Annotated in this window: 21 protein-coding genes; 19 read left to right on the top strand and 2 right to left on the bottom strand. The window is 48.2% G+C overall.

Annotation, left to right across the window (positions count from 1 at the left end; genetic code table 11):
* Nucleotides 1-28 precede the first annotated feature (28 nt).
* The 4 genes from LA360_RS12070 to ltrA all read left to right on the top strand — a co-directional run bounded on the left by LA360_RS12070 (nt 29) and on the right by ltrA (nt 4,607).
* Nucleotides 29-1,333: a hypothetical protein gene (locus LA360_RS12070; protein WP_002587071.1), complete on the top strand. Its 1,305-nt coding sequence runs from the start codon at nt 29-31 to the stop codon at nt 1,331-1,333.
* A 131-nt stretch (nt 1,334-1,464) separates the two neighbouring features.
* Nucleotides 1,465-2,274 carry a Cof-type HAD-IIB family hydrolase gene (locus LA360_RS12065; protein ID WP_022201441.1) on the top strand — a complete coding sequence of 270 codons (810 nt, stop codon included), beginning with the start codon at nt 1,465-1,467 and terminating at the stop codon, nt 2,272-2,274.
* 189 nt (nt 2,275-2,463) lie between these two features.
* Nucleotides 2,464-2,784, top strand: a complete 321-nt coding sequence (locus LA360_RS12060) for a YerC/YecD family TrpR-related protein (protein ID WP_022201442.1) — start codon at nt 2,464-2,466, stop codon at nt 2,782-2,784.
* Nucleotides 2,785-3,326: 542 nt separating this feature from the next.
* Complete coding sequence (gene ltrA, locus LA360_RS12055) at nt 3,327-4,607, top strand: group II intron reverse transcriptase/maturase (RefSeq protein WP_002578445.1); 1,281 nt, start codon at nt 3,327-3,329, stop codon at nt 4,605-4,607.
* 128 nt (nt 4,608-4,735) lie between these two features.
* Here the strand turns inward: ltrA and LA360_RS12050 are convergent, their stop codons facing one another.
* Nucleotides 4,736-5,353 (bottom strand): DUF1836 domain-containing protein, encoded by a 618-nt coding sequence (locus LA360_RS12050; protein ID WP_022202104.1) that lies wholly within the window; start codon nt 5,351-5,353, stop codon nt 4,736-4,738.
* 273 nt (nt 5,354-5,626) lie between these two features.
* Between LA360_RS12050 and LA360_RS12045 the strand changes: the two genes are divergently transcribed.
* The 6 genes from LA360_RS12045 (at nt 5,627) to LA360_RS29650 (ending at nt 10,436) form a co-directional block, all read left to right on the top strand.
* Nucleotides 5,627-5,932: a hypothetical protein gene (locus tag LA360_RS12045; protein WP_057573027.1), complete on the top strand. Its 306-nt coding sequence runs from the start codon at nt 5,627-5,629 to the stop codon at nt 5,930-5,932.
* A 234-nt stretch (nt 5,933-6,166) separates the two neighbouring features.
* The gene (locus tag LA360_RS12040; protein WP_057573026.1) at nt 6,167-8,509 is read left to right on the top strand and encodes an ATP-dependent helicase; all 2,343 of its coding nucleotides are present in this window, start codon (nt 6,167-6,169) and stop codon (nt 8,507-8,509) included.
* A 208-nt stretch (nt 8,510-8,717) separates the two neighbouring features.
* Nucleotides 8,718-9,032, top strand: coding sequence for a hypothetical protein (locus LA360_RS12035; RefSeq protein WP_002588051.1), 315 nt, complete (start codon nt 8,718-8,720; stop codon nt 9,030-9,032).
* A 590-nt stretch (nt 9,033-9,622) separates the two neighbouring features.
* Nucleotides 9,623-9,820, top strand: a complete 198-nt coding sequence (locus tag LA360_RS12030; RefSeq protein WP_225537521.1) for a hypothetical protein — start codon at nt 9,623-9,625, stop codon at nt 9,818-9,820.
* A 24-nt stretch (nt 9,821-9,844) separates the two neighbouring features.
* Complete coding sequence (locus tag LA360_RS29655) at nt 9,845-10,120, top strand: reverse transcriptase domain-containing protein (protein ID WP_263870224.1); 276 nt, start codon at nt 9,845-9,847, stop codon at nt 10,118-10,120.
* Complete coding sequence (locus LA360_RS29650; RefSeq protein ID WP_022202615.1) at nt 10,101-10,436, top strand: reverse transcriptase domain-containing protein; 336 nt, start codon at nt 10,101-10,103, stop codon at nt 10,434-10,436. Before LA360_RS29655 ends, LA360_RS29650 begins: the two co-directional genes overlap by 20 nt.
* Nucleotides 10,437-10,932: 496 nt before the next feature.
* Here LA360_RS29650 and LA360_RS12020 read toward each other — a convergent pair whose 3' ends face one another.
* Nucleotides 10,933-12,189, bottom strand: coding sequence for an IS110 family RNA-guided transposase (locus LA360_RS12020; RefSeq protein WP_112481992.1), 1,257 nt, complete (start codon nt 12,187-12,189; stop codon nt 10,933-10,935).
* A 311-nt stretch (nt 12,190-12,500) separates the two neighbouring features.
* Here LA360_RS12020 and rlmD point away from each other — a divergent pair, with 311 nt between their 5' ends.
* From rlmD to LA360_RS11975, 9 genes are all read left to right on the top strand, one after another.
* A complete protein-coding gene (gene rlmD / locus LA360_RS12015; RefSeq protein ID WP_022200804.1) occupies nt 12,501-13,901 on the top strand; it encodes a 23S rRNA (uracil(1939)-C(5))-methyltransferase RlmD in 1,401 nt (466 codons plus the stop codon).
* A 232-nt stretch (nt 13,902-14,133) separates the two neighbouring features.
* Nucleotides 14,134-14,979, top strand: coding sequence for a hypothetical protein (locus LA360_RS12010; protein ID WP_092361637.1), 846 nt, complete (start codon nt 14,134-14,136; stop codon nt 14,977-14,979).
* Nucleotides 14,980-15,072: 93 nt separating this feature from the next.
* Nucleotides 15,073-15,501: a hypothetical protein gene (locus tag LA360_RS12005; protein ID WP_112481990.1), complete on the top strand. Its 429-nt coding sequence runs from the start codon at nt 15,073-15,075 to the stop codon at nt 15,499-15,501.
* A 261-nt stretch (nt 15,502-15,762) separates the two neighbouring features.
* Complete coding sequence (locus LA360_RS12000) at nt 15,763-16,473, top strand: hypothetical protein (protein ID WP_054354536.1); 711 nt, start codon at nt 15,763-15,765, stop codon at nt 16,471-16,473.
* Nucleotides 16,467-17,666 carry a recombinase zinc ribbon domain-containing protein gene (locus LA360_RS11995; RefSeq protein ID WP_225537519.1) on the top strand — a complete coding sequence of 400 codons (1,200 nt, stop codon included), beginning with the start codon at nt 16,467-16,469 and terminating at the stop codon, nt 17,664-17,666. Before LA360_RS12000 ends, LA360_RS11995 begins: the two co-directional genes overlap by 7 nt.
* A gap of 2 nt (nt 17,667-17,668) precedes the next feature.
* A complete protein-coding gene (locus LA360_RS11990) occupies nt 17,669-18,670 on the top strand; it encodes a recombinase family protein (protein ID WP_112481988.1) in 1,002 nt (333 codons plus the stop codon).
* On the top strand, nt 18,594-20,249 hold the full coding sequence (locus tag LA360_RS11985; RefSeq protein WP_166433703.1) for a recombinase family protein: 1,656 nt from the start codon (nt 18,594-18,596) through the stop codon (nt 20,247-20,249). Before LA360_RS11990 ends, LA360_RS11985 begins: the two co-directional genes overlap by 77 nt.
* Nucleotides 20,250-20,406: 157 nt before the next feature.
* Entirely contained in the window at nt 20,407-20,796 is a 390-nt protein-coding gene (locus LA360_RS11980; protein ID WP_225537518.1) for a hypothetical protein, read from the top strand.
* 267 nt (nt 20,797-21,063) lie between these two features.
* A complete protein-coding gene (locus LA360_RS11975) occupies nt 21,064-22,692 on the top strand; it encodes an antirestriction protein ArdA (protein ID WP_112481987.1) in 1,629 nt (542 codons plus the stop codon).
* Nucleotides 22,693-22,711 lie beyond the last annotated feature (19 nt).

Here is a 22,711-nt window from a genome sequence, read left to right as displayed (position 1 = left end):
GCAAAAAATCGGGAGGTTGACAGTATAAATGATAGTGGGAGTAGTGGGGCCAAAGGAATCCTGCGGAATCATCAGGAAAGCAATTCATCAGATTGACCAGAGTCATGAGGTGCGTTTATATACAAGGGAGCTGGTAAGAGAGGCCGTGGATGTCATTGACATCTGCGAGCAGGAGTGCGACGGTGTGATTTTTACCGGAAGCGGCATCTGCGACTATGTGCTGGGTCATCACCAGATGCAGAAACCTTACACATACATCAAGCGGTCCGCCAGCAGTATCTCGGAAGTATTTCTGAAAATGGTCAGGGAAGGGCGGGAAATCGACACCTTCAGCATTGACGTGGTGGAAAAGCAGATTATCGAGGATATCCTGGACGCCTTTCACATACAGCCCAGGAATATATATACCTGCCCGCTGCTTGCAGGCGTGGCGGAGGAAGAGTATGTTGCATGGCATATGGAGCTGCTGGAGAAGAAGATGACCGATGTGGCGGTCACTGCTTATGTGGCAGTCTATCATATGATAGAAGAAAAGGGCGGCAGGGTCTTTTACCTGGAGCCCAAACGCTCCCAGGTCAGGGATGCCCTGGCCGATCTGGACAAGGGCTGGGCCCTGGCTCAGGCAGAATATTCGCAGATTGCGGTGGAATTGATTCAGATGTCCAACTTCCCGGAGAGGGAGGACCAGTATTATAATGCCATGGCAAGCAAGGCGGAATTTGAAGTGGAACTGATACGCTATGTAAGGGGAATCCAGGGATCTGTATTCCCCTTTGGGCGTGATGAATATGTGATTTATGCCAATTCCGGAGTGGTGAAGGGAAAGAAGAACCATAAGGATCTGAGAATTCTTCAGGGGGAGGGAAAGAATCTGGGACTGGTAGTAAATGCAGGTCTGGGCATGGGCGTGACGGCTTACCAAGCAGAGATGCATGCCAGGAAGGCTCTGGAATATTCTCTTGGCAAGGGGGATGGAGGAATCTTTCAGATTGATGAGGGAGAGAAGATTCATGGCCCGCTGGGCCTGGAGCAGCAGCTTCAGTACAGCATGATATCCTTTGACCCCAAAATTCAGACGATCTCTGAAAAGACAGGACTCAGCATGGAATCCATTCTGAAGATTCAGGCCATTGCTGGTGTGAGGAAGAGCTATGTGTTTGACGCTTCGGAGCTGGCTGAATGTCTGGGCATCACGGTCAGGAGCGCCAGGCGGATTCTCAGCAAGATTCAGGCAGCCGGCCTGGGGACGGTCTGCGCCAGGGAAAGCGCTGCCAAGGGAGGCCGCCCCAGGGCTCTGGTAGAGCTGAAATTCGGTCTCAGGGATGTGGATTAATATCTGTTCCGGTTGTCACTGCGCTGTATTTCTGATAAAATGGTTCCATGGAAGTGTAAATGGAAACATGGAAGTAAAACGCGGAAAAATATAAGTGGAAATAAAGAATCGGATACAGGAGAGAAAAGGCAATGGACTACAAGATAATCGTACTGGATTTGGACGGTACACTGACCAACCGTGATAAAATCATTACGCCCAGAACAAAAGAGGCCCTGATGAAGGCCCAGGAAGCAGGAAACGTGGTGGTGCTGGCATCCGGCCGTCCCACGGCAGGCGTGGAGCCGCTGGCAAGGGAGCTGGAGCTGTCGCGTTTCGGCAGCTATATCCTGTCCTACAACGGAGGGATGATAACCAACTGTAAGACAGGTGAAACCGTGTTTTCTTCATTGCTGCCCAGGGAGTCCAACCAGAAGATAATCGGGCTGGCAGAGGAGCACAGGGTAGATATCCTTACATATGAAGGCGGGGAAATTATCACCAACAATGAGGAATGTCCCTACGCCATTGCCGAGTCCAATATCAACCACCTGCCTTTGCGACAGGTGGAGGATATGAAGTCCTATGTGGATTTCAGGGTGCCCAAGTTCCTGATGCTGGATGACGGCGATTACCTGGTGACCGTGGAGCCCAAGGTAAAAGCCGCTATGGGGCGTGATTTCAGCGTGTACCGTTCCGAGCCGTATTTCCTGGAAATCATGCCAAAGGGAATCGACAAGGCCCAGTCTCTGGCCCGTTTGCTGGAGGTGCTGGGGCTTGAACGGGAGCAGATGATAGCCTGCGGCGACGGTTACAATGACATGACCATGATTAAGTATGCCGGCCTGGGCGTGGCCATGGAAAATGCCGTTCTCCCGGTGAGACAGGCCGCTGATTACATCACTGCATCCAACAACCACGACGGCGTAGGGCTGGTGGTTGAGAAATTCATGCTGTCCTAAAAGAGGCAGGGAAAACAGAAGAATATATACCCGAAAAAAATGCCCTTATAAAATCTCCTGCCACGTATGGACTTTCAGACTTTAATATGCTAAAATGAACAAGTATGGGGCTTATATGACCTGTAATCATTTTACAATACCATACGGAAGGGGAAGGCCGTATGAATTATAAGGAGAGATAACCAGGACATGAACAAGAAAATTAAAACAGAAGCAGTGGACCATCTATTTGATGCCATACTGACCTTAAAGACTCCGGATGAATGCTATAAGTTTTTCGAGGACGTATGCACCATCAATGAACTGCTGTCCCTGTCCCAGCGCTATGAAGTGGCCAAAATGCTGCGGGAAGGCAAGACCTACCTGGAGATTGCGGAGAAGACCGGCGCATCTACAGCTACCATCAGCCGGGTTAACCGTTCGCTGAATTATGGAAGCGACGGATACGACATGGTATTTGCCAGGCTCACAAGGGGAACGCAGGCAGAAAAAGGGGATATCGAAAGCTGAGTATGATAAAGGGTGTATTAAAAAACGGATATTGCGGCGTGAATGGCCGCGATATCCGTTTTGTTTGCCCAGCATGGGCGTTTTCTAATGGGTGAAAGTCCCAAGTGCGCGTAGGCAACAACGAAGCACATAGCCGAACAGCAAGGGTGTCCGCCGTGAGACGGAATCTGAAAGAAGCTGTAAGCAAACCTCTGACCTGACGGACAGGAACCGCATATAAGGCTCGGAAATACGGATAAGGTGGCAAAAGGCACTGAAGTCCAAAAGGTTGCCGGAAGTACGAGTAAATGCGGCAGGTACATGGAGGAAAAGAACACGCACCTTAACTGGGGAGGTCTCACAGGCGGTCTCATTAGCCGTAGTAACAACGAATTGTGAGAAGTCAGCAGAAGCCATAGTAGTGAGGAAGTTCCTGTAATGGGGACGGAGCGAAGGGCTGAACAATCAATCAGTTGAAGTACGTTCCACTTCGTAGCCGGAGCATACGCCTGTCGATGACTTCAAAGGCGGCAAAGGCAAAAGGGGCAGAAAGGAAACAACGCATGGACACAAGCAGTCTCATGGAGCAGATATTAAGCAGGGATAATCTAAATGCGGCGTATCTGCAAGTCGTAAGGAATAAAGGAGCGGCAGGCGTGGACGGGATGACCGTTGAAGAACTTGGCGCATATCTTTCGGAAAACGGCGAAAACATTAAGGAACAGTTGCGGACGAGGAAGTATAAGCCGAAGCCAGTCCGCAGGGTGGAGATACCCAAACCCGATGGTGGTACAAGAAATCTTGGAGTGCCAACAGCAGTAGACCGCTTTGTACAGCAGGCGGTGGCACAGGTGCTTACCCCGATATTTGAGGAGCAGTTTCACGACCACAGCTATGGATTCAGACCCAAGCGGTGTGCACAGCAGGCAGTCCTTAAAGCATTGGAAATGATGAATGACGGACACAACTGGATAGTGGATATCGACCTAGCGAAATTCTTTGACACAGTAGACCATGACAAGCTGATGACGATTTTCGGACGGACAATAAAGGACGGAGATGTCATATCGGTGGTAAGAAAGATTCTGGTCAGCGGCGTAATGATTGATGATGAGTATGAAGATACGGTAGTCGGCACACCGCAGGGTGGAAATATCTCGCCGCTGTTAGCAAATATCATGTTAAATGAGCTGGACAAAGAACTGGAAGCAAGGAGGCTGGATTTCGTCCGGTATGCAGATGACCTTATTATAATGGTCGGGAGCAGACAGGCGGCAGAGCGGGTAATGAAGAGCGTGGCTCGGTTTATAGAGGAAAAGCTTGGACTGAAAGTGAACGCGGAAAAGAGCAGGGTTGATAAACCAAAGGGCATTAAGTATCTGGGGTTTGGATTTTACTATGACTCATTTGCCAAAGGGTACAAAGCCAGACCACACCCGAAAGCGGCAGCAAAGTTCAAGGCGCAGATGAAGAAATATACAAGCAGGAGCTGGGGAGTGGGCAATGGTTATAAAATTGGGAAACTCAACCGGCTTATCCGAGGGTGGATAAATTATTTCAAAATCGGAAGCATGAAAAGGCTGTGCGCAAAAATGGACGGACAGATTCGGTATCGACTGCGCATGTGCATATGGAAACACTGGAAAACGCCAAAGAACAGGGAAAAGAATCTTATCAAACTTGGTCTGCCGCCAAATGCGGCACATGGCATTTCATATGCCAAAGGATATGCCAGAGTGTGCAGAAGCTGGAATCTCCACATTTGTATCAGTAAAGAGAGACTAGCTAAGTTTGGTCTTGTATCCATGGAAGACTACTACGCCGAAAAGGCTGTTACATGTTAAGTTGATTGAACCGCCGTATACCGAACGGTACGTACGGTGGTGTGAGAGGTCGGAAGGCGAAATAATCGCCTTCCTCCTACTCGATTGGCTTTTGTCCGCTATGGGCGGGTTTCAACCGGTTATGAAGCCTACTTCTTGCGGGGAGCGGGCGCATCCTCCCTGAGCTGGTCCGCAATCATTTCAATCATCTGTGTCTTCAGATACACGTCAAAGGACAGCTCGCAGATAAAGGCAAACAGCTTCAGGTACTCCCTGTCCTCATCATCCACAGGAGCATCTGAAAATGTATCCTGGGCCCGGGCAAACTTGGCCGCCACATCAGACTTCAGATTGTTCATCTCGCCCTTTTCCAAAGTAAATACTTCGTTATAGATATCTTCCAGGGACAGCCGGGATGTCTGCCCTGAGAAATGCTTCGACGTAATAGGACGGAACAGTTCTTCAATATCACTGAAGGACAGCAGGTTTTTGAAGTAATATATGAACACAAGCATCAGCATGTGGTCTTTGGAATACTTCTTCTTCACCGGAGGAGGAAGGAGGTTGTTCTTGGCGTAGTTGTTAATCATGGTTTTGGTCAGGACTTTATCACCCGGATGGCGTCTCATATCTTTTAAATGGCTGTCCATGAAGGTGGTAACCTGGTCCATGTACAAATCAATATCAGGAATCTCGTCCGCCTTGACATGGGACAGGTTCTCCAGATAGGAAAACAGGTCCTGCAGACGTTCTTCATTTGTCTTCATCTATGTGTCACCTCTGTCATTCTTATCACATTACTATATCCATTATATAGTATTCAATACTAGTATAACTCGATTTAAATAAGCTTACAATTTAAGCATTGGTAGTAATCTGATTTCTTGGCTTACGTGTCCGTGCTTTGGGCGCACGTTTCCCTTGGTTTTCAGGATAATAATGTAAACTTATTAAAATCGAGTTATACTAGATGACAAGGGGGAAATTCCCCTTATTTTACATGGGTTCTTAGACACATTTATTATATTGGAGGAAGCCCGGTGGATGGAAAAGGTGATAAAATTACGCTTGTGAAAGCGGATGAAAAAGGAGAAGTCACATTTGATGAGATTGTGGGTGCAGGCAAACAGGACGGCAAGGCATCCAACAGGTTTTATGCGTTTGCCCTGGACACAAAGGAGACAGTGGAACTGGCGCCTGTGCCAGGGGGAGGAAACCAGGACACAGTGCGTATCACAGGTGTTGGATGGCCGGATTTATGTATTCAGCGGCGGGGATGCAGTGGCTTTACTGATTTTAAATGCTCTGGAAAATGCATGGAGCGCTGTGGGAGAGGTTTCTTTTGACGCCCCGTGCGGGGAAGGCCTGGTGCTGAACGGAGATTATATTTATTCAATCAATGGCGAAATCAAACCTGGAACAAGGACCAGCCGCATGTATGGGGGATTGCTTGTAAGATAGGATTGTATTTTGCCGCCTGCAGTCGCCTGCAATCGTCCCAAATGCAGGTCTTGCAGGATGGGATTCAGAATGGTATACTTAATAAACATAATTGCAGTTAAGAAGGCGGTACATAGTTTATGAGTATTTACGATGCATTGAATCCCATGCAGAAGGAGGCGGTCCTTCATACGGAAGGGCCTCTCCTTATTTTAGCAGGAGCCGGTTCCGGAAAAACCAGGGTGCTGACCCACAGAGTGGCATATCTGATTGATGAGAAGCAGGTGAACCCGTGGAATATCCTGGCCATCACCTTTACCAATAAGGCGGCCGGAGAGATGAGGGAAAGGGTGGACCAGCTGGTAGGATTTGGGGCTGAGAGCATTTGGGTCAGCACCTTCCACTCCACCTGTGTGCGCATCCTGCGCAGGCATATAGAGTATCTGGGCTACACCACGAATTTTTCCATCTATGACAGCGACGACCAGAAGACCCTGATGAAGCAGGTGTTCAAGGTCATGGATGTGGATACCAAGCAGTTCAAGGAGCGTTCCGTGTTAGGCACCATATCCTCCGCAAAGGACAAGCTCATCGGCCCTGAGGAGTTCCTGTTAAATGCAGGGCAGGACTTCAGGCAGCGCAGGATTGGGGAGATATATAAGGAGTACCAGAAGCGTCTCAGGAAGAACAATGCCCTGGACTTCGACGACCTCATAGTAAAGACAGTGGAGCTGTTCCAGAACAACAGCGAGATCCTGAATTACTATCAGGAGCGGTTTAAGTATATCATGGTGGACGAATATCAGGACACCAACCTGGCCCAGTTTAAGCTGATCAGCCTGCTGGCTTCCAAGTACAGGAACCTGTGTGTGGTGGGGGATGACGACCAGTCCATTTACCGGTTCAGAGGGGCGGATATAGGGAATATTCTGAGCTTCGAGGAGACATTTCCCGGGGCAAAGGTCATTAAGCTGGAGCAGAATTACCGCTCCACCCAGAATATACTGAATGCGGCCAACGGCGTCATACGCCACAACCGGGGACGTAAGGACAAAACCCTGTGGACCGCCAATGGCGAGGGGGATTTGATTCGTTTTAAACAATTTGACACGGCCAGAGAGGAAGCGGACTTTGTGGCCAGGGAGATAAGGGACAGCGGCTATGCTTATCAGGACCAGGCTGTGCTTTACCGCACCAATGCCCAGTCCCGCCTTCTGGAGGAGAGGTGTATCTTTTACAACGTACCCTATCGCCTGGTGGGAGGCGTGAATTTCTATCAGAGAAAGGAAATCAAGGATATCCTGGCCTATTTAAAGACTATAGCCAACGGAGTGGATGATTTGTCTGTGCTGCGCATTATCAATGTGCCCAAGCGGGGAATCGGAGCCACCACCATGGGGAAGGTAACCATCTTTGCCTCTGAACATGGCATGAGCCTGTACGACGCCCTCAGGGAGGCCCGCCAGATTCCGGGCATAGGCAAGGTTGCTGAGAAGATCGGAACCTTCATAGGGCAGATGGAGAGCTTCCGAGCCAGGGCACAGTCAGAGGATTACACCATCCAGGATTTGATAGAGGGTATTATGGACGAAACAGGCTACCAGCAGGAGCTGGAGGCAGAGGGAGAGGTGGAGTCCCAGACCAGGCTGGAGAACATAGAGGAGCTGGTCAACAAGGCCGTGAGCTACGAGGAGGACAGCGAGCATCCCACACTGGATGAATTCCTGGAGCAGGTGGCCCTGGTGGCTGATATAGACAATATGGATGAATCTGAAAACCGGGTCACCCTCATGACCCTGCACAGCGCCAAGGGACTGGAGTTCCCAAAGGTGTATCTGGTAGGTCTGGAGGACGGACTGTTCCCCAGCATGATGTCCATAAATTCCGATGACAAGACAGACATGGAGGAGGAGCGTCGTCTCTGCTATGTGGGAATGACAAGGGCCAAGAATGAGCTGGTGATTACCAGCGCCAGACAGCGGATGGTCAACGGAGAGACCAGATACTGCAAGCCCAGCCGTTTCCTGGAGGAAGTGCCGGGTGAGTTGCTGGAGGAGGAGCGTCTGGAACCGGTGCTGGGAAGCTTTGGCAGCCGGAACAATGGGGATGGTGCAGGTGGATTTGGCAGGTCAGGTATTTCCGGCGAAGCAGGTCTGCCGTGGAACCAGCCGGCCCCAGGGAATACGCGTACAAGCACCTTTGGAAAAGGTTATAACGCATATGCATCCGGTGCATCCCAGCCTCTGTCAGGCCGGGGCGCCGGCAGCCCAGCGGGTAATCCGGGATTTGGCAAAGCATTTACGGTACAGAAGGCAGCATCCCTGGATTACGGCGAGGGAGACCGGGTCAGGCACATCAAATTCGGAGAGGGAACCGTGAAGTCCATCAGGGACGGAGGGAAGGACTACGAAGTCACCGTGGTGTTCGACGGTGCGGGCCAGAAGAAGATGTTTGCATCCTTTGCAAAGCTAAAAAAGGTCTGATGGGTGTGGCAGCGTCCGGAACGCCTGGCGGAAACCGGTATCTGCATAGCGGATTCCCGCCGGGATCGGGTTTCAATTAAAATTGGATTGAAACAATTGGATAAAATTTGAATAAATTGGGATAGTAAATCAAGAGCTTCCATGATATAATAATTAAAAACAAGCAAGAGGGCAGAAGTGCTTATATATAAGAAAGGACGTGGGTAGAATGAACAGATTTGACAGAGACAGGTTTGATCAGATGGGGAAAGAGGCATTAAGCCGTGTAGAAGAACTGATGAATTCCAGCAGAATCAATGAACTGCTTCACAAGAGAGAAGAGGACGAGAAGAAAAAGAACTGCATTCTCTGGGTGCTGGCCATCATTGGAGCAGTGGCAGCAGTGGCAGGTATTGCATACGCTGTATACCGTTTCTTTACTCCGGATTATCTGGAGGATTTTGAGGATGATTTCGACGATGACTTTGACGATGACTTCTTTGAGGATGAGGAGCCGGAGGAGAAGGCAGAAAAGGCTGAATAACAGGGAATGCTATAATGCTGTTATAAGATACACTGAAGAATGATAAAAAGGATAGTTGTTTGGACCGCCGCGGGAAGTGGCGGTCCTTTTTGGGTATGACGGGCATGCCCGTGTTCTGTGGTGAAAGTCCACTTAGGCGTAGCTGTCAACGAACTATATAGCGACTCCCAAGGTTCACAGCGCGAGGCGTGGACGAGAGGAAGGGATAGAGAAATCGTAGCCCTACGAACAGAAGCTTGATATTAAGGCGTTCATTGGCGTGTAAGTTAGCCTAAGATAACGAAGCCTTAAAGGCAGCCGTAAACCATGGGCGTAAATCAAGAGGGCAGACGAGGAAAGAACACGGACTTATCCCGTGAGGTCTCACGGGCGGGTCTCATTAGCCGTAGTAACAACGAACTGTGAGAAGTCAGCAGAAGCCATAGTAGACAGGTGGAAACATCTGCCGAAGGTCTGAACAATGTAACAGTGTGAACGAATGTATGTACCTGTGAGTATCTGACAAGCGGATGTAGGCGAAACGTATAAGAGCCGTAAACGCATGAACATAGGACAAATCAGGGAGCGGAGAGAAGTGAAGCACACAGAGTATGACGGAGTTGTTGGAAAAGATACCGGACAAGAGGAGCATGAACAAAGCGTATAAGAAAGTCCGTGCCAACAAAGGCGCAAGCGGCGTAGACGGCATGGAGATTGAAGAACTTGCCGGATATATCCGCAAGAACTGCACAGTATCAGAGAGCAAATCAGAAAGGAGTTTTACCACCCCATCAAAAAAAGGCCAGTAAGGTATAATACAGGTAATCAGCTCTATGTGCAAGCCGCTGTTTTCAGAGCACAGCTGCGGATTCCGTCCGAACAGGAGTTGTGAAATGGCAATAAGGGAGATGCTCGTATTTCTTAATATTGACTTAGAGGAATTCTTCGATAACGTGCCCCGAGATAAACGGATGAGCCTTGTTCATAACATTATCAACGACGGAGACGCAGAATCGCTGATACGAAAATATCTGAAAGCAGGCGTAATGGTGCAGGGCAGGTACGTGAAAACGGAACGAGGAACCCCATATGTGGGGGGGTGGGGGTAATCTTTCGCCACTATTGTCGCCAATAATGCTGAACGAACTGGACAAAGAGTTGGAGAAGCGAGGATTACGCTTCGTGAGGTATGCTGACGACTGTGTAATAGCAGTAAGAAGCGAAGCGAGTGCCAAGCGAGTCATATATTCGATAACGGACTGGAAAGAGAGAAAACTCGGATTGAATGTAAATGCTGAAAAGACACACATAACAAGACCAAGTAACCTCAAATATCTCGGATTTGGATTTTATAAAGATACAAAGACAAAGGAATGGAAATGCAAACCTCTCAAGGATTCCGTACAGAAATTTAAAAGGACGTGAAAGAAGCTGGCAGAAAGAAGAAAATCAACAGCGTTTGAGGTGAGAGTGCAGCAGCTTGGAGTAGGAAAAGACCTTGCACGAGCAACGGTATACTGTGGAGACCAATACCAGTGGGTTGTGACCAAAACATGTGTTGTCAGGGCAATTTCAAAAGAAAAACTGACACTGGCAGGACTGGTCAGCTGTAATGATTATTACATGGAACATCATGCTTTGAAGTTATGTTGAACCGCCGTATGCCAAACGGCATGTACGGTGTGAGAGGGGAGAGAAAATCTCCCTACTCGATTCTGTAGGAAGTGGAGGTCCTTTTGGGGCCGGCTTGATGTGAGCCCTATTGCATGATATAATGATACGGCAAAATGAACCACAAGAAAAATGCCTAAACGGCGGACAGAACGGAGAAATAGGTTGAAAGAAAAAATCAAAAAAAATCGTAACTTAACAAGAGCACCAGTAAACTGCCGCCCCAAAGGATCCTATGGAATAAAGGGTATCAGGCCATAGCAGGAGGAGTAATCATATAGCCTCGTTTCTCTAAACGTTTGATGGCATTTCTGTCATACTGTTCCTGAAATTTCCGGTACATTTCTTCAGGAATAGCGGAATAATCCGTATCGGCAGGATTAAATACCTCCTGCTTTTGGAACATGTGGTAAATGCAAGTCAACACCATGCGTGCAATGGCAATGATTGCCCGTTTATGACCACGACGTTTTTTTATACGGTCATATTTGTATCTGAAGTAAGGGTTTTTACTCTTGATGGCAGCATTTGCACACTGAACCAGCAGAGGCTTTAAGTACACCCCGGCTCTTGAAACATGGACGCTCTTCTTTTTACCGGCACTTTCGTTATTTTCAGGAGCCAGCCCAGCCCAGGAGCACAAACGTTTTGAGGATTTGAATACCGCCATATCCACCCCGATTTCAGCAATGATAAAGGTGGCAGACTGCTCTGTAATTCCAGGAATTGTAGTAGCCAATTCGATAAATTTATGGTAAGGTTTAGCCAGGTCGGAAATCGTTTCTTCGAGAGTGGAGACGCACTCATTGATTTCATCGAAATGCTTTCTGCAGACCTTAATCTTAACGGATTGGTCACGGCGCAGTTCATAACCGATTATGGAGGTTACAACATCATCTGCCTTGTCCTTTGCTTTTTTAAGAAGCAGGGATTTACAGTATTCGGGGTCAAATACCTCACAGGTCAGGATATAGTCAACGATGGCGGTCGCTGATTTTCCAAAGGTATCTGAGAGGACGGATGCAAGGGCAATGTTGGAAACCGTAAGAGCATTCTGTAACCGGTTTTTCTCACTGCTGCGGTGGCCAATCAGTTTCTGCCGGTATCGGAACAATTCCCGAAGCATGCGAATTTCCTTACAGGGGATATAACTGGAAGGAACAATATCAAATTTAAACAGATCCGCAATCCAGGCGGAGTCTTTGTCATCGGTTTTCTGTCCTTTGATAGCCCTGACATACTTGGGGTTAGCAACGACAACGTGACAGGAATCCTCCAGGATATTAAAAATTGGAATCCAGTATTTACCAGTGGATTCGAGGCAGATCTCAGTGCAATTGAAAGAAAGAAGCCATTTTTTCAAAGAATTAAGATCGGAATTGAAGGTGGCGAACCGCTTTTTAACATAAGAAGTAGCGCCCCTGTAGTCTGTCAGAGCAATGGTAGCGACAACAAATTTCTTGTGAACGTCCATGCCACAGCAGACAAAGTGTTTGATAGATAACATAAAACAGCCCTCCTAAGTAAAATAGACAGACATTGACTGGCTGTCCAGCAAAGAAAGACCTAAGGAATTGCTTTGACAATGATTAGGTTACGAGCTCAAGGCGTCACTGGTTTGTGCTTGAGAAGACAGCCGACACATGTTTTTATGCGGACTTGATCCCAAATGGAGGAACCGATTCTACTTCCTCCTCCGTGCTCTGTAGTGTATCTGTCTGAGGAGAGTTTAACATCAAAAATAAAATAGTGGAAGCACAAACTTGCTATTTCATAACTGTTTTGTGCCTAAGCGAAGCGAAAGGAATGAGAGTTTTTATGAGAAAAGGCGATATTTACGAAGGAATAGTGGAAAAAATCGAATTCCCGAATAAGGGTATCCTGCATATAGATGGCGAGAGAGTGGTGATAAAGAATGCCATACCAGGCCAGAAAATTCAGTGTGTTATCACCAAGCGCAGAAAGGGAAAGTCAGAGGCCAGAACCTTGGAGATACTGGAGCATTCACCGGCAGAAAGGCCGGAGGAGGCATGTCCGCATTTTGGGATATGCGGCGGCTGCATTTACCAGAGCCTGCCCTACGAAGAACAGTTAAAAATAAAAAAAGAGCAGGTAAAATCCCTGCTGGACAGCGTGGTAGAGGACGGCACCTACGAGTTTCAGGGAATCAAGGCCAGCCCCAACTCATCAGGATACCGCAATAAAATGGAGTTTTCCTTTGGAGATGAGGTAAAGGATGGCCCCCTGGCATTGGGAATGCACAAGAGGGGGAGCTTTTACGATATCGTAACCACTCCTGAGTGCCGGATTGTACATCCGGATTTCTGCAGGATATTGGTGGCCACCAAAGAATATTTTGAGGAGCTGGGGATTACTTTCTATAAGAAATTACAGCACCAGGGTTATCTTCGCCATCTGCTGGTCCGAAGGGCGGTAAAGACAGGGGAAATTCTGGTAGACCTGGTGACCAGCACACAGCGGGAGTATCTGGGCGAAAGGACAGAGGAAGAGGCGCTGTCAAAGTGGACGGAAAAGCTGGCTGGCCTTCCTCTGGATGGCAGGCTGGCGGGAATTCTTCACACAGAGAATGACTCCCTGGCAGATGTGGTGCAGAGCGACGCGACCCACATCCTTTACGGTCAGGATTACTTTTACGAAGAACTGCTGGGACTGCGTTTTCGTATCTCGCCCTTCTCTTTCTTTCAGACAAATTCCCTTGGCGCGGAGATTCTGTACGATACAGTACGGGGATTTGTAGGCGATACAAAGGACAGAGTGGTATTCGATCTATACAGCGGAACCGGAACCATTGCACAGATACTGGCGTCTGTGGCTAAAAAGGTGGTGGGCGTTGAGATTGTAGAAGAAGCCGTCAGGTCAGCCAAGGTAAACGCCGAACTCAATGGACTGGAGAACTGCGAGTTTTTGGCTGGCGATGTGCTCAAAGTGATAGATGAACTCCAGGATAAGCCCGATCTGATTGTAGTGGATCCGCCCAGGGATGGAATACATCCTAAGGCATTGGGAAAAATCATTGATTTCGGGGTGGACCGGATTGTATATATATCCTGTAAACCTACCAGTTTGGTCAGAGATTTGGCGGTGCTGCAGGACAGAGGATATAGGGTGGAGAAGGTTTGTGGGGTGGATATGTTTCCGGGGACCGGGAATGTCGAGGTGGTAATAATGATGCGGAATTGTGGTTTGGAAGGAAAATAGAGGGAGCTTACCACAAGATATAGTGGTTTTTGGCGAAAAATCGAGGAAAAAATCGGGCAAAAAATGGCCGTTTTTGACCTCGATTTTTTGGCCTTTTCATAGATGTGAGACGGGTAAAAGAGGATATGAGGTAAAATTTCAGGTCAGCCAGATCAAAAAATGGCGGGCCTTTTTTAATAGAGTATCAAAAATAGAAACGTCTATATGTGAAGAGACAGAGAGGGGAATTTAGATGTTTAAGATTTATTTGAGCCAGACAGTAAGCCCTGGTGTAGGAATAAGCCTGCCGGCTACGATCGAAGAAATGAGAGAAGCCTATTTTCTTCTGAATGGAACGGATACAGTTCCATTGGAAACAGCTACCGCCTATGTGGAATCGTCCATTCCAAATCTGCGCCAGTACCTGTATGAGGTTCCGGTGTCAGAAAAAAGATTAGAGGAACTGAACTACCTGGCCTATCGTGTGAAATGGATGGACAGCCAGGACGAGGCGGTATTCGGAACCGTGATTGAGATGATGAAACCGGAGACACTCCAAGATATAATCAATCTTTCCTGCAACATGGATAAATTCAGATATTTGCCGGGGGTGACAACAGAAGCAAAATTAGGGGAACATCTGCTGAAGGGAAATGCTGATATGGCTATGGAGGAGCAGGCAGCCAGATCTAATTATGAAGGGATTGTAACAGATTATATAAAAAAACACGGTGGTATGTTTCATGCATTTGGCTATACCAGTGGGAGTCAGGAAGAACTGGAGCCTATCTATGGAGGGAATGAGTTACCAGATCCGGATTTCAAACAGACTTGTAGTTTTAAAGTATGGATCTATAAAGGGAATCCTTATGATAACTATACATTGACCCTTCCGGCAACCGAAAGTAAAATGGATGCGCTCAAGAGCGCTATGGGAATTTCAAACTGGAGCGAATGTAAACAGTTAGCCATCCAGTGCAGGGTGCCAGCGCTGTGGGATTGGTTACCGGAGTATGGTTCCATAGAGGAGCTGAATGATTTGGTGGCCGAGCATTGTCAGAGCATGGAGAATCAGCTGGCCCCAGTATTGGAGATGTAAAAGAAAAGGCCATCGAATAAAAATTCCAGGTCAGCCAGATCAAAAAGTGGCTGGCCTTTTTTATATAGATAAGAAAAAAGAAGGAGGAATTTCATGCAGATCACAACCGATGAGTTACGCAGAATGACAAATCAGGAAGGACTGATCCTCCAGGGCTGTGGAGGGGATGCGCAGGAGTGGGTAGACGGAATCAATGAACTGTTAACACAGGAAGGCATTTTATTGGAGGGGACAAAGTTTAAAAATGTGAAGTCATTTCGTAATGAGGGATTGACCAACCTTCTGTTTCCATTTGAGGACGTGAAACTTGATTTTGGAAAGCTGGCGATATGGAGAATTAAGAGCCATGAGACGTTTGGGGGCGCTTGGCTGTCTGATTATGTTCCGAATCGGCTGGGAGGTTTTCTGGACGCGGTGTCTGCACAAAAGACAGATGAGATTCAGCAACAGGGTGAACACCCGTCTCATCCTGCATGGGAAGGCGAGGAGGATGGTCTGATTGGGATGTCAATGAAGCAGTAAAAGGCAGACTGGAAGAACTGGGATACCGTATGGAAGGAATCAGTTCAAAAGCAGAAGAGATGGATATGGGGTGGCTGAATGAATTGGAATCCATGGTATTCCATTAGAGAGAGGAACTGAAAAAATAATCAGCCGGACTTTGATAGGAAAGTGCTGGTGTCCAGTGATACCGTGGAACCGCAGTTATGTCTTTTAAAATAAGGGCATAGCTGCTTTTTTTATGTCAAAAACCCAACGATTTGAAAGAAAGGACGGAGAACCATGACTGTAAGATTTATGAAAGGGACTTCAATCGCAGAGCTGGAGCGGGAAATGCAGCAGGTGCCAGGGTTTGGGCCGCGTAGAAGCGGAGTCATCCGGAGCCGGCAGGCTGGGGAGACAGCGGGAGTTGGAAGCTGCCGGTATGTCAATGTGTGGAGAGCAGAAAAAGAACAGGGTATGGACGGCCGTCTGTATACCGCAGTGGATGAGGAAATGCCTCCTGCATTCTATCAGATTTTACTCAGATTGTTGGCAGAGGAGCTGCCGGGATCGGCCCTGACGGTCCGGGTAGGGAAGCTCCAGGAGGAAGGGGAGAAAGGAATTATGTTTTTTAAAAGTGTGGAACACAGGCGGCGGTTTCGGGCGCTCATGCGCTGCGGTTTATATCCGGGGCTTGTGACGGAACCGGGATTTGCAGCGGCCGTGTTTCTATTGAGCAGTGAGGAGAAGCTGTGGGAAAAGGCCGGGCCATTTGTGCAGGAGCACACGATTGACTACAGCCGATTCCGCCTTCGCGGGGCAGATTTAGACAGCTACGCAACGTTCTGTGTGGCGAAGGAATTATGTACCGGAAAACCTTATGTGTCTTTATCGGAATTGGGAGATCCGGAACTGTTCCATGACGGGCTGCTGCGTCTGATTATCCATGCGGTCTTAATCAGCCGGCATGGGGTAGGGACTGTCTTAAATGAGGAGGAAGTAGAATGTTAGAAATCCGGATTGGTTATGGGGATGTAGTTTCCGGGCAAATGGGGATTCCAATGTCGGCTTCAGACTTTGAGGCTGCCAAAAAGATACTGGACGAGGGGAAAAACGGGAATCAGCCAGTGACGGTCCGTTCTCTGGTTTCCCCGGTTCAGCCGCTGTCAGAGATGATTACAGGGATGGATTACGGAGATGAGACGATGCGGAAGGAACTGGACTTCCTGGGTTCGCGGCTGCGGCATATGACAAGGAAAGGGCAGGATATTTTTTCCGTGGCGCTTAAATTGGAAACGCCTGGAACGCTGAAGGAGATCATCAATCTTTCCTATAACCTGGATTCCTATGATCTGTTGGAGGATATCAGTGATCCGGGGCGAATTGCAGCAGAGCTGTTACGCAGGGGAAAACAGATTGAGATACCAGAGGTACTGTACCCTATGCTGGATTTTGAACGCATCCGGGATTCCTATTTTGCAGACCACAAAGGTGATTACTGTGCAAGTGGCCTTGTTTTAAAGCGTGAGGATACTGTTTATACAGAAGTATATCAGAACCGGTATGCATTCAGCAGTCGGATTCTCTGCGGGGAGTGTGGGACAAAATTTCGCAGGCAGAAAATCTATATCGGAAAGCCATATGAAAAAATCCAGTGGTGTTGCTACCAGCATATTAAAGACAGTAAGAAATGCAGCCAGAAGGCAGTCCGCGAGGACGTCATCCAGGCTGCATTTCTTACGCTTTGGAACCGGCTTGCCAGCAATTATGAGGAGATCCTGATCCCCATGCTGGCGGCGCTGAAGGCAATCCAGGGCAACCCAGAGCAAGACCGGGAAATGCAGGAGATAGAACAGAATATTCAGGAACTAAAACGGCAGGGCTACAGGCTGGGCAGGTTATTAACCGAAGGCAGCATAAGCTCTGCCATTTTTATTGAGAGACAGAACCAGATTGAGGCACAGCTGGAAGCGGACCGGAGGCGGCTGCGGCAGCTACAGGGGCAGAAAGCCTTTGAATGGGAGATATCCCAGACCGAATATCTGATAAGCGCCTTCCGCAATCGTCCTGCCATTCTGGAGGCATATGACGAGGAGTTGTTCCTGCTGCTGGTAGACCATATCACGGTGCTACCCGGACGCCGGCTGGTATTCCGTCTGAAGAATGGTCTGGAACTGGAAGAAAATGAACAGGAGGTGAGCTAAGTATGGGACAACGCCATATGCCGCTGGGGTATCGGATGGCGGGAGGAAAAATAGTAATTGATCCAGAACAGGCAGAGATTATAAAAGGAATCTTCCAGGAGTATTCAGAAGGAGCCTCCCTGTATCAGATTGCGAGAAAACTTACGGAGCAGGGGGTGCTCAATGCAAATCATAAGCCGGTGTGGAATCATGGGACGGTCGGAAAAATCCTGGAGAATCGAAAGTATCTGGGAGACGAATTCTACCCAACAATCATAGAACCGAAACTGTTCACCCAGGTACAGGATCGCAGGAAAGAAAAGAGCAGAGAGTTGGGGCGCGTCATGCAGCCTAACAGCTTCGGAAATCGCTCTATGTTCGCAGGCAGTCTGGTCTGTGGAGTCTGCGGGCAGCCCTACCGCCGGTACGTGGAGCACTGCGGACAGCCGGGAGAAAAAATCGTCTGGAAATGTAAGCACTACATAAATGAAAATAGGGTGTGCTGCCGGAACATATTCCTGGTAGACAGTCAGATCATCCAAGCATTTATGGAACTGATGAGAGGGGTGAAGGATGGGAGGTTCCAAATAGAGCCGGAAACCATCGTGCAGGGCCTGCCATATAGCCGTGAGGTGGCAGAACTGACCAGAAAGCTGCAGGAATTGGAGGAAAAGCCGGAGTATCCATCCGAGGAGATGGTACGGCTGATTTATGAGCGGGCCAGATTACAGTACCGGGTGTCCAGAATTCAGTACCAGAATTACCAGACAGAAAAACTGAAAACAGTCCTGGAAGAAAACCCACTCCAAAAAGAATTTAATAGTGAACTTTTTAAGGCAACGATACATCGGATTACCGTTCACAAGGACAGACGGTTCGAATTTGAATTAATGAATGGTGTAAAAATCGAGCTTCCTATCCGAGAAGCAGCAGAAGGGAGGAAACCGGATGAGACGGGCCAGAACAGAAACCGTTGTAAAGAAAAACATCTCTGTAATTCCAGCCAATCCGGAATACAGCCGTGATACAAGGGCCCAATATAAGCGGCTGCGGGTAGCCGCCTACTGCCGGGTCAGTACCTTGCAGGAACAGCAGGAGACCAGCTATGAAGCACAGGTGAATTATTATACAGAAAAAATCAACAGCAACCCGGAATGGGGGTTTGCAGGAATCTATGCAGATGACGGGAAGAGCGCCACCATGACCCGTAAGCGGAATGACTTTCAAGCAATGATTGATGACTGTATGGCAGGAAAAATTGATATGGTCATCACAAAATCCATCAGCCGCTTTGCCAGGAACACGGTAGACTCCCTTACCCATATCCGAAAATTAAAGGCAAAGAATATCGCCGTGTATTTTGAAAAGGAGAACATCAATACCCTGGGGGATGGCGGGGAAATGCTGATCACCATTTTAAGCAGCCAGGCCCAGGAGGAAAGCCGGAATTTGAGTGAAAATGTCCACTGGGGGTATGTGAGGCAGTTTGAAAACGGAGTGGTGTATGTAAATCACAATAAATTTCTGGGATACACCAAAGATGAAGAAGGAAATCTGGTCATTGTGCCAGATGAGGCAAAGCTGGTCCGCAGGATCTTCCGATTATACCTGGAAGGAAACAGCATTAACAAAATTGCAGAGACATTTACAAAAGAAGGAATCCGGACTGTGACAGGAAACACCGTATGGCATGCCACGGTGATTTCCAAGATGCTGATGAATGAAAAATATATGGGAGATGCGCTGCTGCAAAAAACCTATACCGTGGATTTCCTGGAAAAGAAGAGGGCGGTCAATAAAGGAATCGTACCGCAGTTTTACATCGAAGGCAACCATGAAGCGATTATCCCTCGGGAACTGTTTTACCAGGTACAGGAGGAACGGGCCCGCCGGGCGAATGTTTATCGTCCGGCAAACAAGAAGGGAACCACCATCCGGGGAAAATACAGTTCCAAGTATGTGCTGGCTGACATCATGTACTGTAAGGAGTGCGGACAGCCTTACCGTAGGCAGGTCTGGGTGAACGGCGGGACAAAGAAGCCGGTGTGGCGCTGTTACAGCCGCTTGAAGAGCGGAACCAAGAAGTGCAAGCATTCCCCAAGCCTGGAAGAAAAGACGCTCCATGAAGCGATTATGGAGGCCGTCAACTCCGTGGTAAAGGATGAAGGGGAGTTTATCGATGCCTTCCGGGATAATGTCATCCGGATCCTGGGCAGCTACTCGGATAACGTGGAACCGACCGAATATGATGAGAAGATCGATGCGCTGCAGAAACAGATGCTGGCCCTAATTGAGGACAGCGCCAAAACAGAGAGCGCCGACGAGGAATTCGACCGGGCGTACCGGGAGATCGCGGACCAGATCCGGGCTCTCAAGAAAAAAAGAACAGAGCTAATCCGGGAAAAACAGCTGGCCGAAGCTTACGACCAGAGAGTGGAAGGCATGGGCCAGTATATCCAAAAGACCAACTACCTAAAACGCCAGTTTGACGATGAACTGGTCAGACGGCTGATTAAGGGTATCAAGGTAATCAGCGAAGATAAGATTGAAATCCAGTTCCACTCAGGGATTGTAATGACACAGAGAATCAACGATTATGACTAAGGCCGGCGGCAGAATCAACGGGTTCCTGCCTGCCGGGATCCTGACAGTGGTAAGAATAAAGTCCCCAGACATAGTGTGATATTTCTATCACAGCTGGGGGTTTTATTGTTGGCATTACAGAGCGGTAAAGGAACGATAGAAGCGGAGGAACAGCAGAATGGTATCAGAAGAGTTGAAAAAGATGTTTGATGGGCGGATTGCAATGCAGGATATGCACTATGTGGGGAAAGCCTGCTATGGGAGACTGGATGAGAATCTTAGAGGTAAGATTGAGCTGGGACAGGGCTTCCTGGACAGTGGATATACCCGTCTTACCGTCTCTGTGCTGGAGCGAACAAATGGACTGGTGGATCAGATGAAGTTTTTAATCAGTGATGTGACCGGTCTGAAACAAGAAACGGAAGGGGAACGGATGGCAGGGCCAGAACTGAGATCGTATAAGGATTCTGTCTGGTGGAATTGTGAGATGGAAGAGGAGGACTACCAGAAGATAGCGGAGGCGGTCAATGGATATCTGTCCCTGTTTCAGTCGGAAGAACTAGTATAACTCGATTTAAATAAGTTTACAATTTAAGCATTGGTAGTAATCTGATTTCTTGGCTTACGTGTCCGTGCTTTGGGCGCACGTTTCCCTTGGTTTTCAGGATAATAATGTAAACTTATTAAAATCGAGTTATACTAGTTCAGGGACAGAAGGAAGGAGAATCCCAGGGGCAGAATGAACAGGTGGGAGTGCTGCCGAGTAATATCCTTACTTAAATCATCGGAACCATATATAAATTATAGAAGGAATGAGGAAGGGAGCAGGGCTTAAATGGAAGTGTTTGTGAAGCGTGAAAACTGGGATGGCGGAATCTGGATGAAGCTGCCGGCCTCGGAGGAACAGGCAGAGCAGGTCCAGAAGGAATTGGCCGGGTATCATCCTTCCAGAATGATTCCATTCATAGGGGATGTGAAAGCGCCGGTGGCTGGTCTGGCTCATCTGTTAATTGGAGAATTTGTGTTTCAGGATTCAAACCTGGGGCAGTTAAACTACCTTGCCGCAGAGCTTGGTTCCTGGTCGGAACAGGAGCGGGCTGTATTCGAGACTGTACTGCAGAATGAAAAGCCGGATTCCTTGCTGCGGATTGTGGAGGCAATGGACCATTTAGACCAGTACGAATGCCATCCAGAGATAAAATCCCTGGAACAGTGTGGGTATTATCTGTTTGAGCGGGAGGGAAGAACGCTACCGGTGGAATTGACCGGCTATTTTGATTATGAAGCATATGGCCGTTTGAATATGAAAGCCAGTGAGCGGTTGACAGATGAGGGACTCGTCACAAGAATCAAGGCGCCAAAACCAGCAGTGGGAACGAAGCAGAATCCGGAAGTGGTGCAGCCTGGATCAGCCGTATTCCGAGTGTATCTGGCATTTGATAAGAGGTATTCGGAAAAGAGCTGTTTTTACTTCCCTATGACGGAGAAACAGCTGGAGGCTCTGGAGGAGAAGTGCAGAACATATGATGGTGATGAGGAGGCAGATTATCTCAGCAATATCTGGGAGTTGGATCAGTTCTTACCTCCAAGGCTCACATTTAGGGAGCTGAACCAGATTGCAATGGAGATACAGAACCTGGCAGATAAATCCACTGTGTCGAGAAAGAAACTTCTGGCTTCACTAGAAGCGGAGGTTCCAAGGGATGCAGACGCAGCGTGTCGGATTATCCGTAATTATAAGGACTATGAGTTCCTTTCAGTTCAGAAGTTGTCTGTGGAGAGCTATGCGAAGTATCTGTTGAATCTACATCAGATTTACATCGAGAAGGAGCTGGAACCATATGTCCGTCTCCAGGAATATGGTTTGCAGAAAATGAAAGAAAACGGGCCGGTGGAGACAACATTTGGCACGTTGATTTGCAAGGGACATCCGATACAGGAAATGAGCCCGTCTGTTCAGGAGTTCCGTCTGTACAATTCATTGGCTGTAACTGCCTATTGGAATGAAAGTGAATCCTTTGTGCCGGAGCTTTTAAGCGGGGAGGAGCTTCTCTCGTATGAAAGCATGATCCGGGAAAAGATCCAGGCCAGCTTAAAAAACTGCCTCGAGAAGGGGCTGGCAGAATATCTATATTCTGAACTGCTTAAAAAACGGGTTGTATCCATGATGCCAGATGTAGAAGCATATGCCGGCAGCCTTTGGGGTGTGCTTACAGTACGAACTTACGGAGAATTAAATGATCGGGAATTGGCGGCAGTGATGGAAGAGTGGAAGGCGATGGCGGATAGTGGCTGGGGAGAAGAACTGTTTTACCGGCCTATTCGGACGGAGAAGGGTGAGATTTATATTGGGTTCTGGGATACAGACAATAATGACAACCTGTTTATAAAAACAGAGGAGGAGTTTCGGCGGGACTGCCTGGGCGGAAGTCAAATTGGGCAGGAGCGGCAGCTTTTAATGTAAGTCTTTCAATACAACGTTT

It is taken from the genome of Enterocloster clostridioformis (assembly GCF_020297485.1).
Lineage (GTDB): Bacteria > Bacillota > Clostridia > Lachnospirales > Lachnospiraceae > Enterocloster > Enterocloster clostridioformis.
Note: the sequence above shows the minus strand (reverse complement) of the source record. Positions and strands in the feature narration are given on the sequence as shown.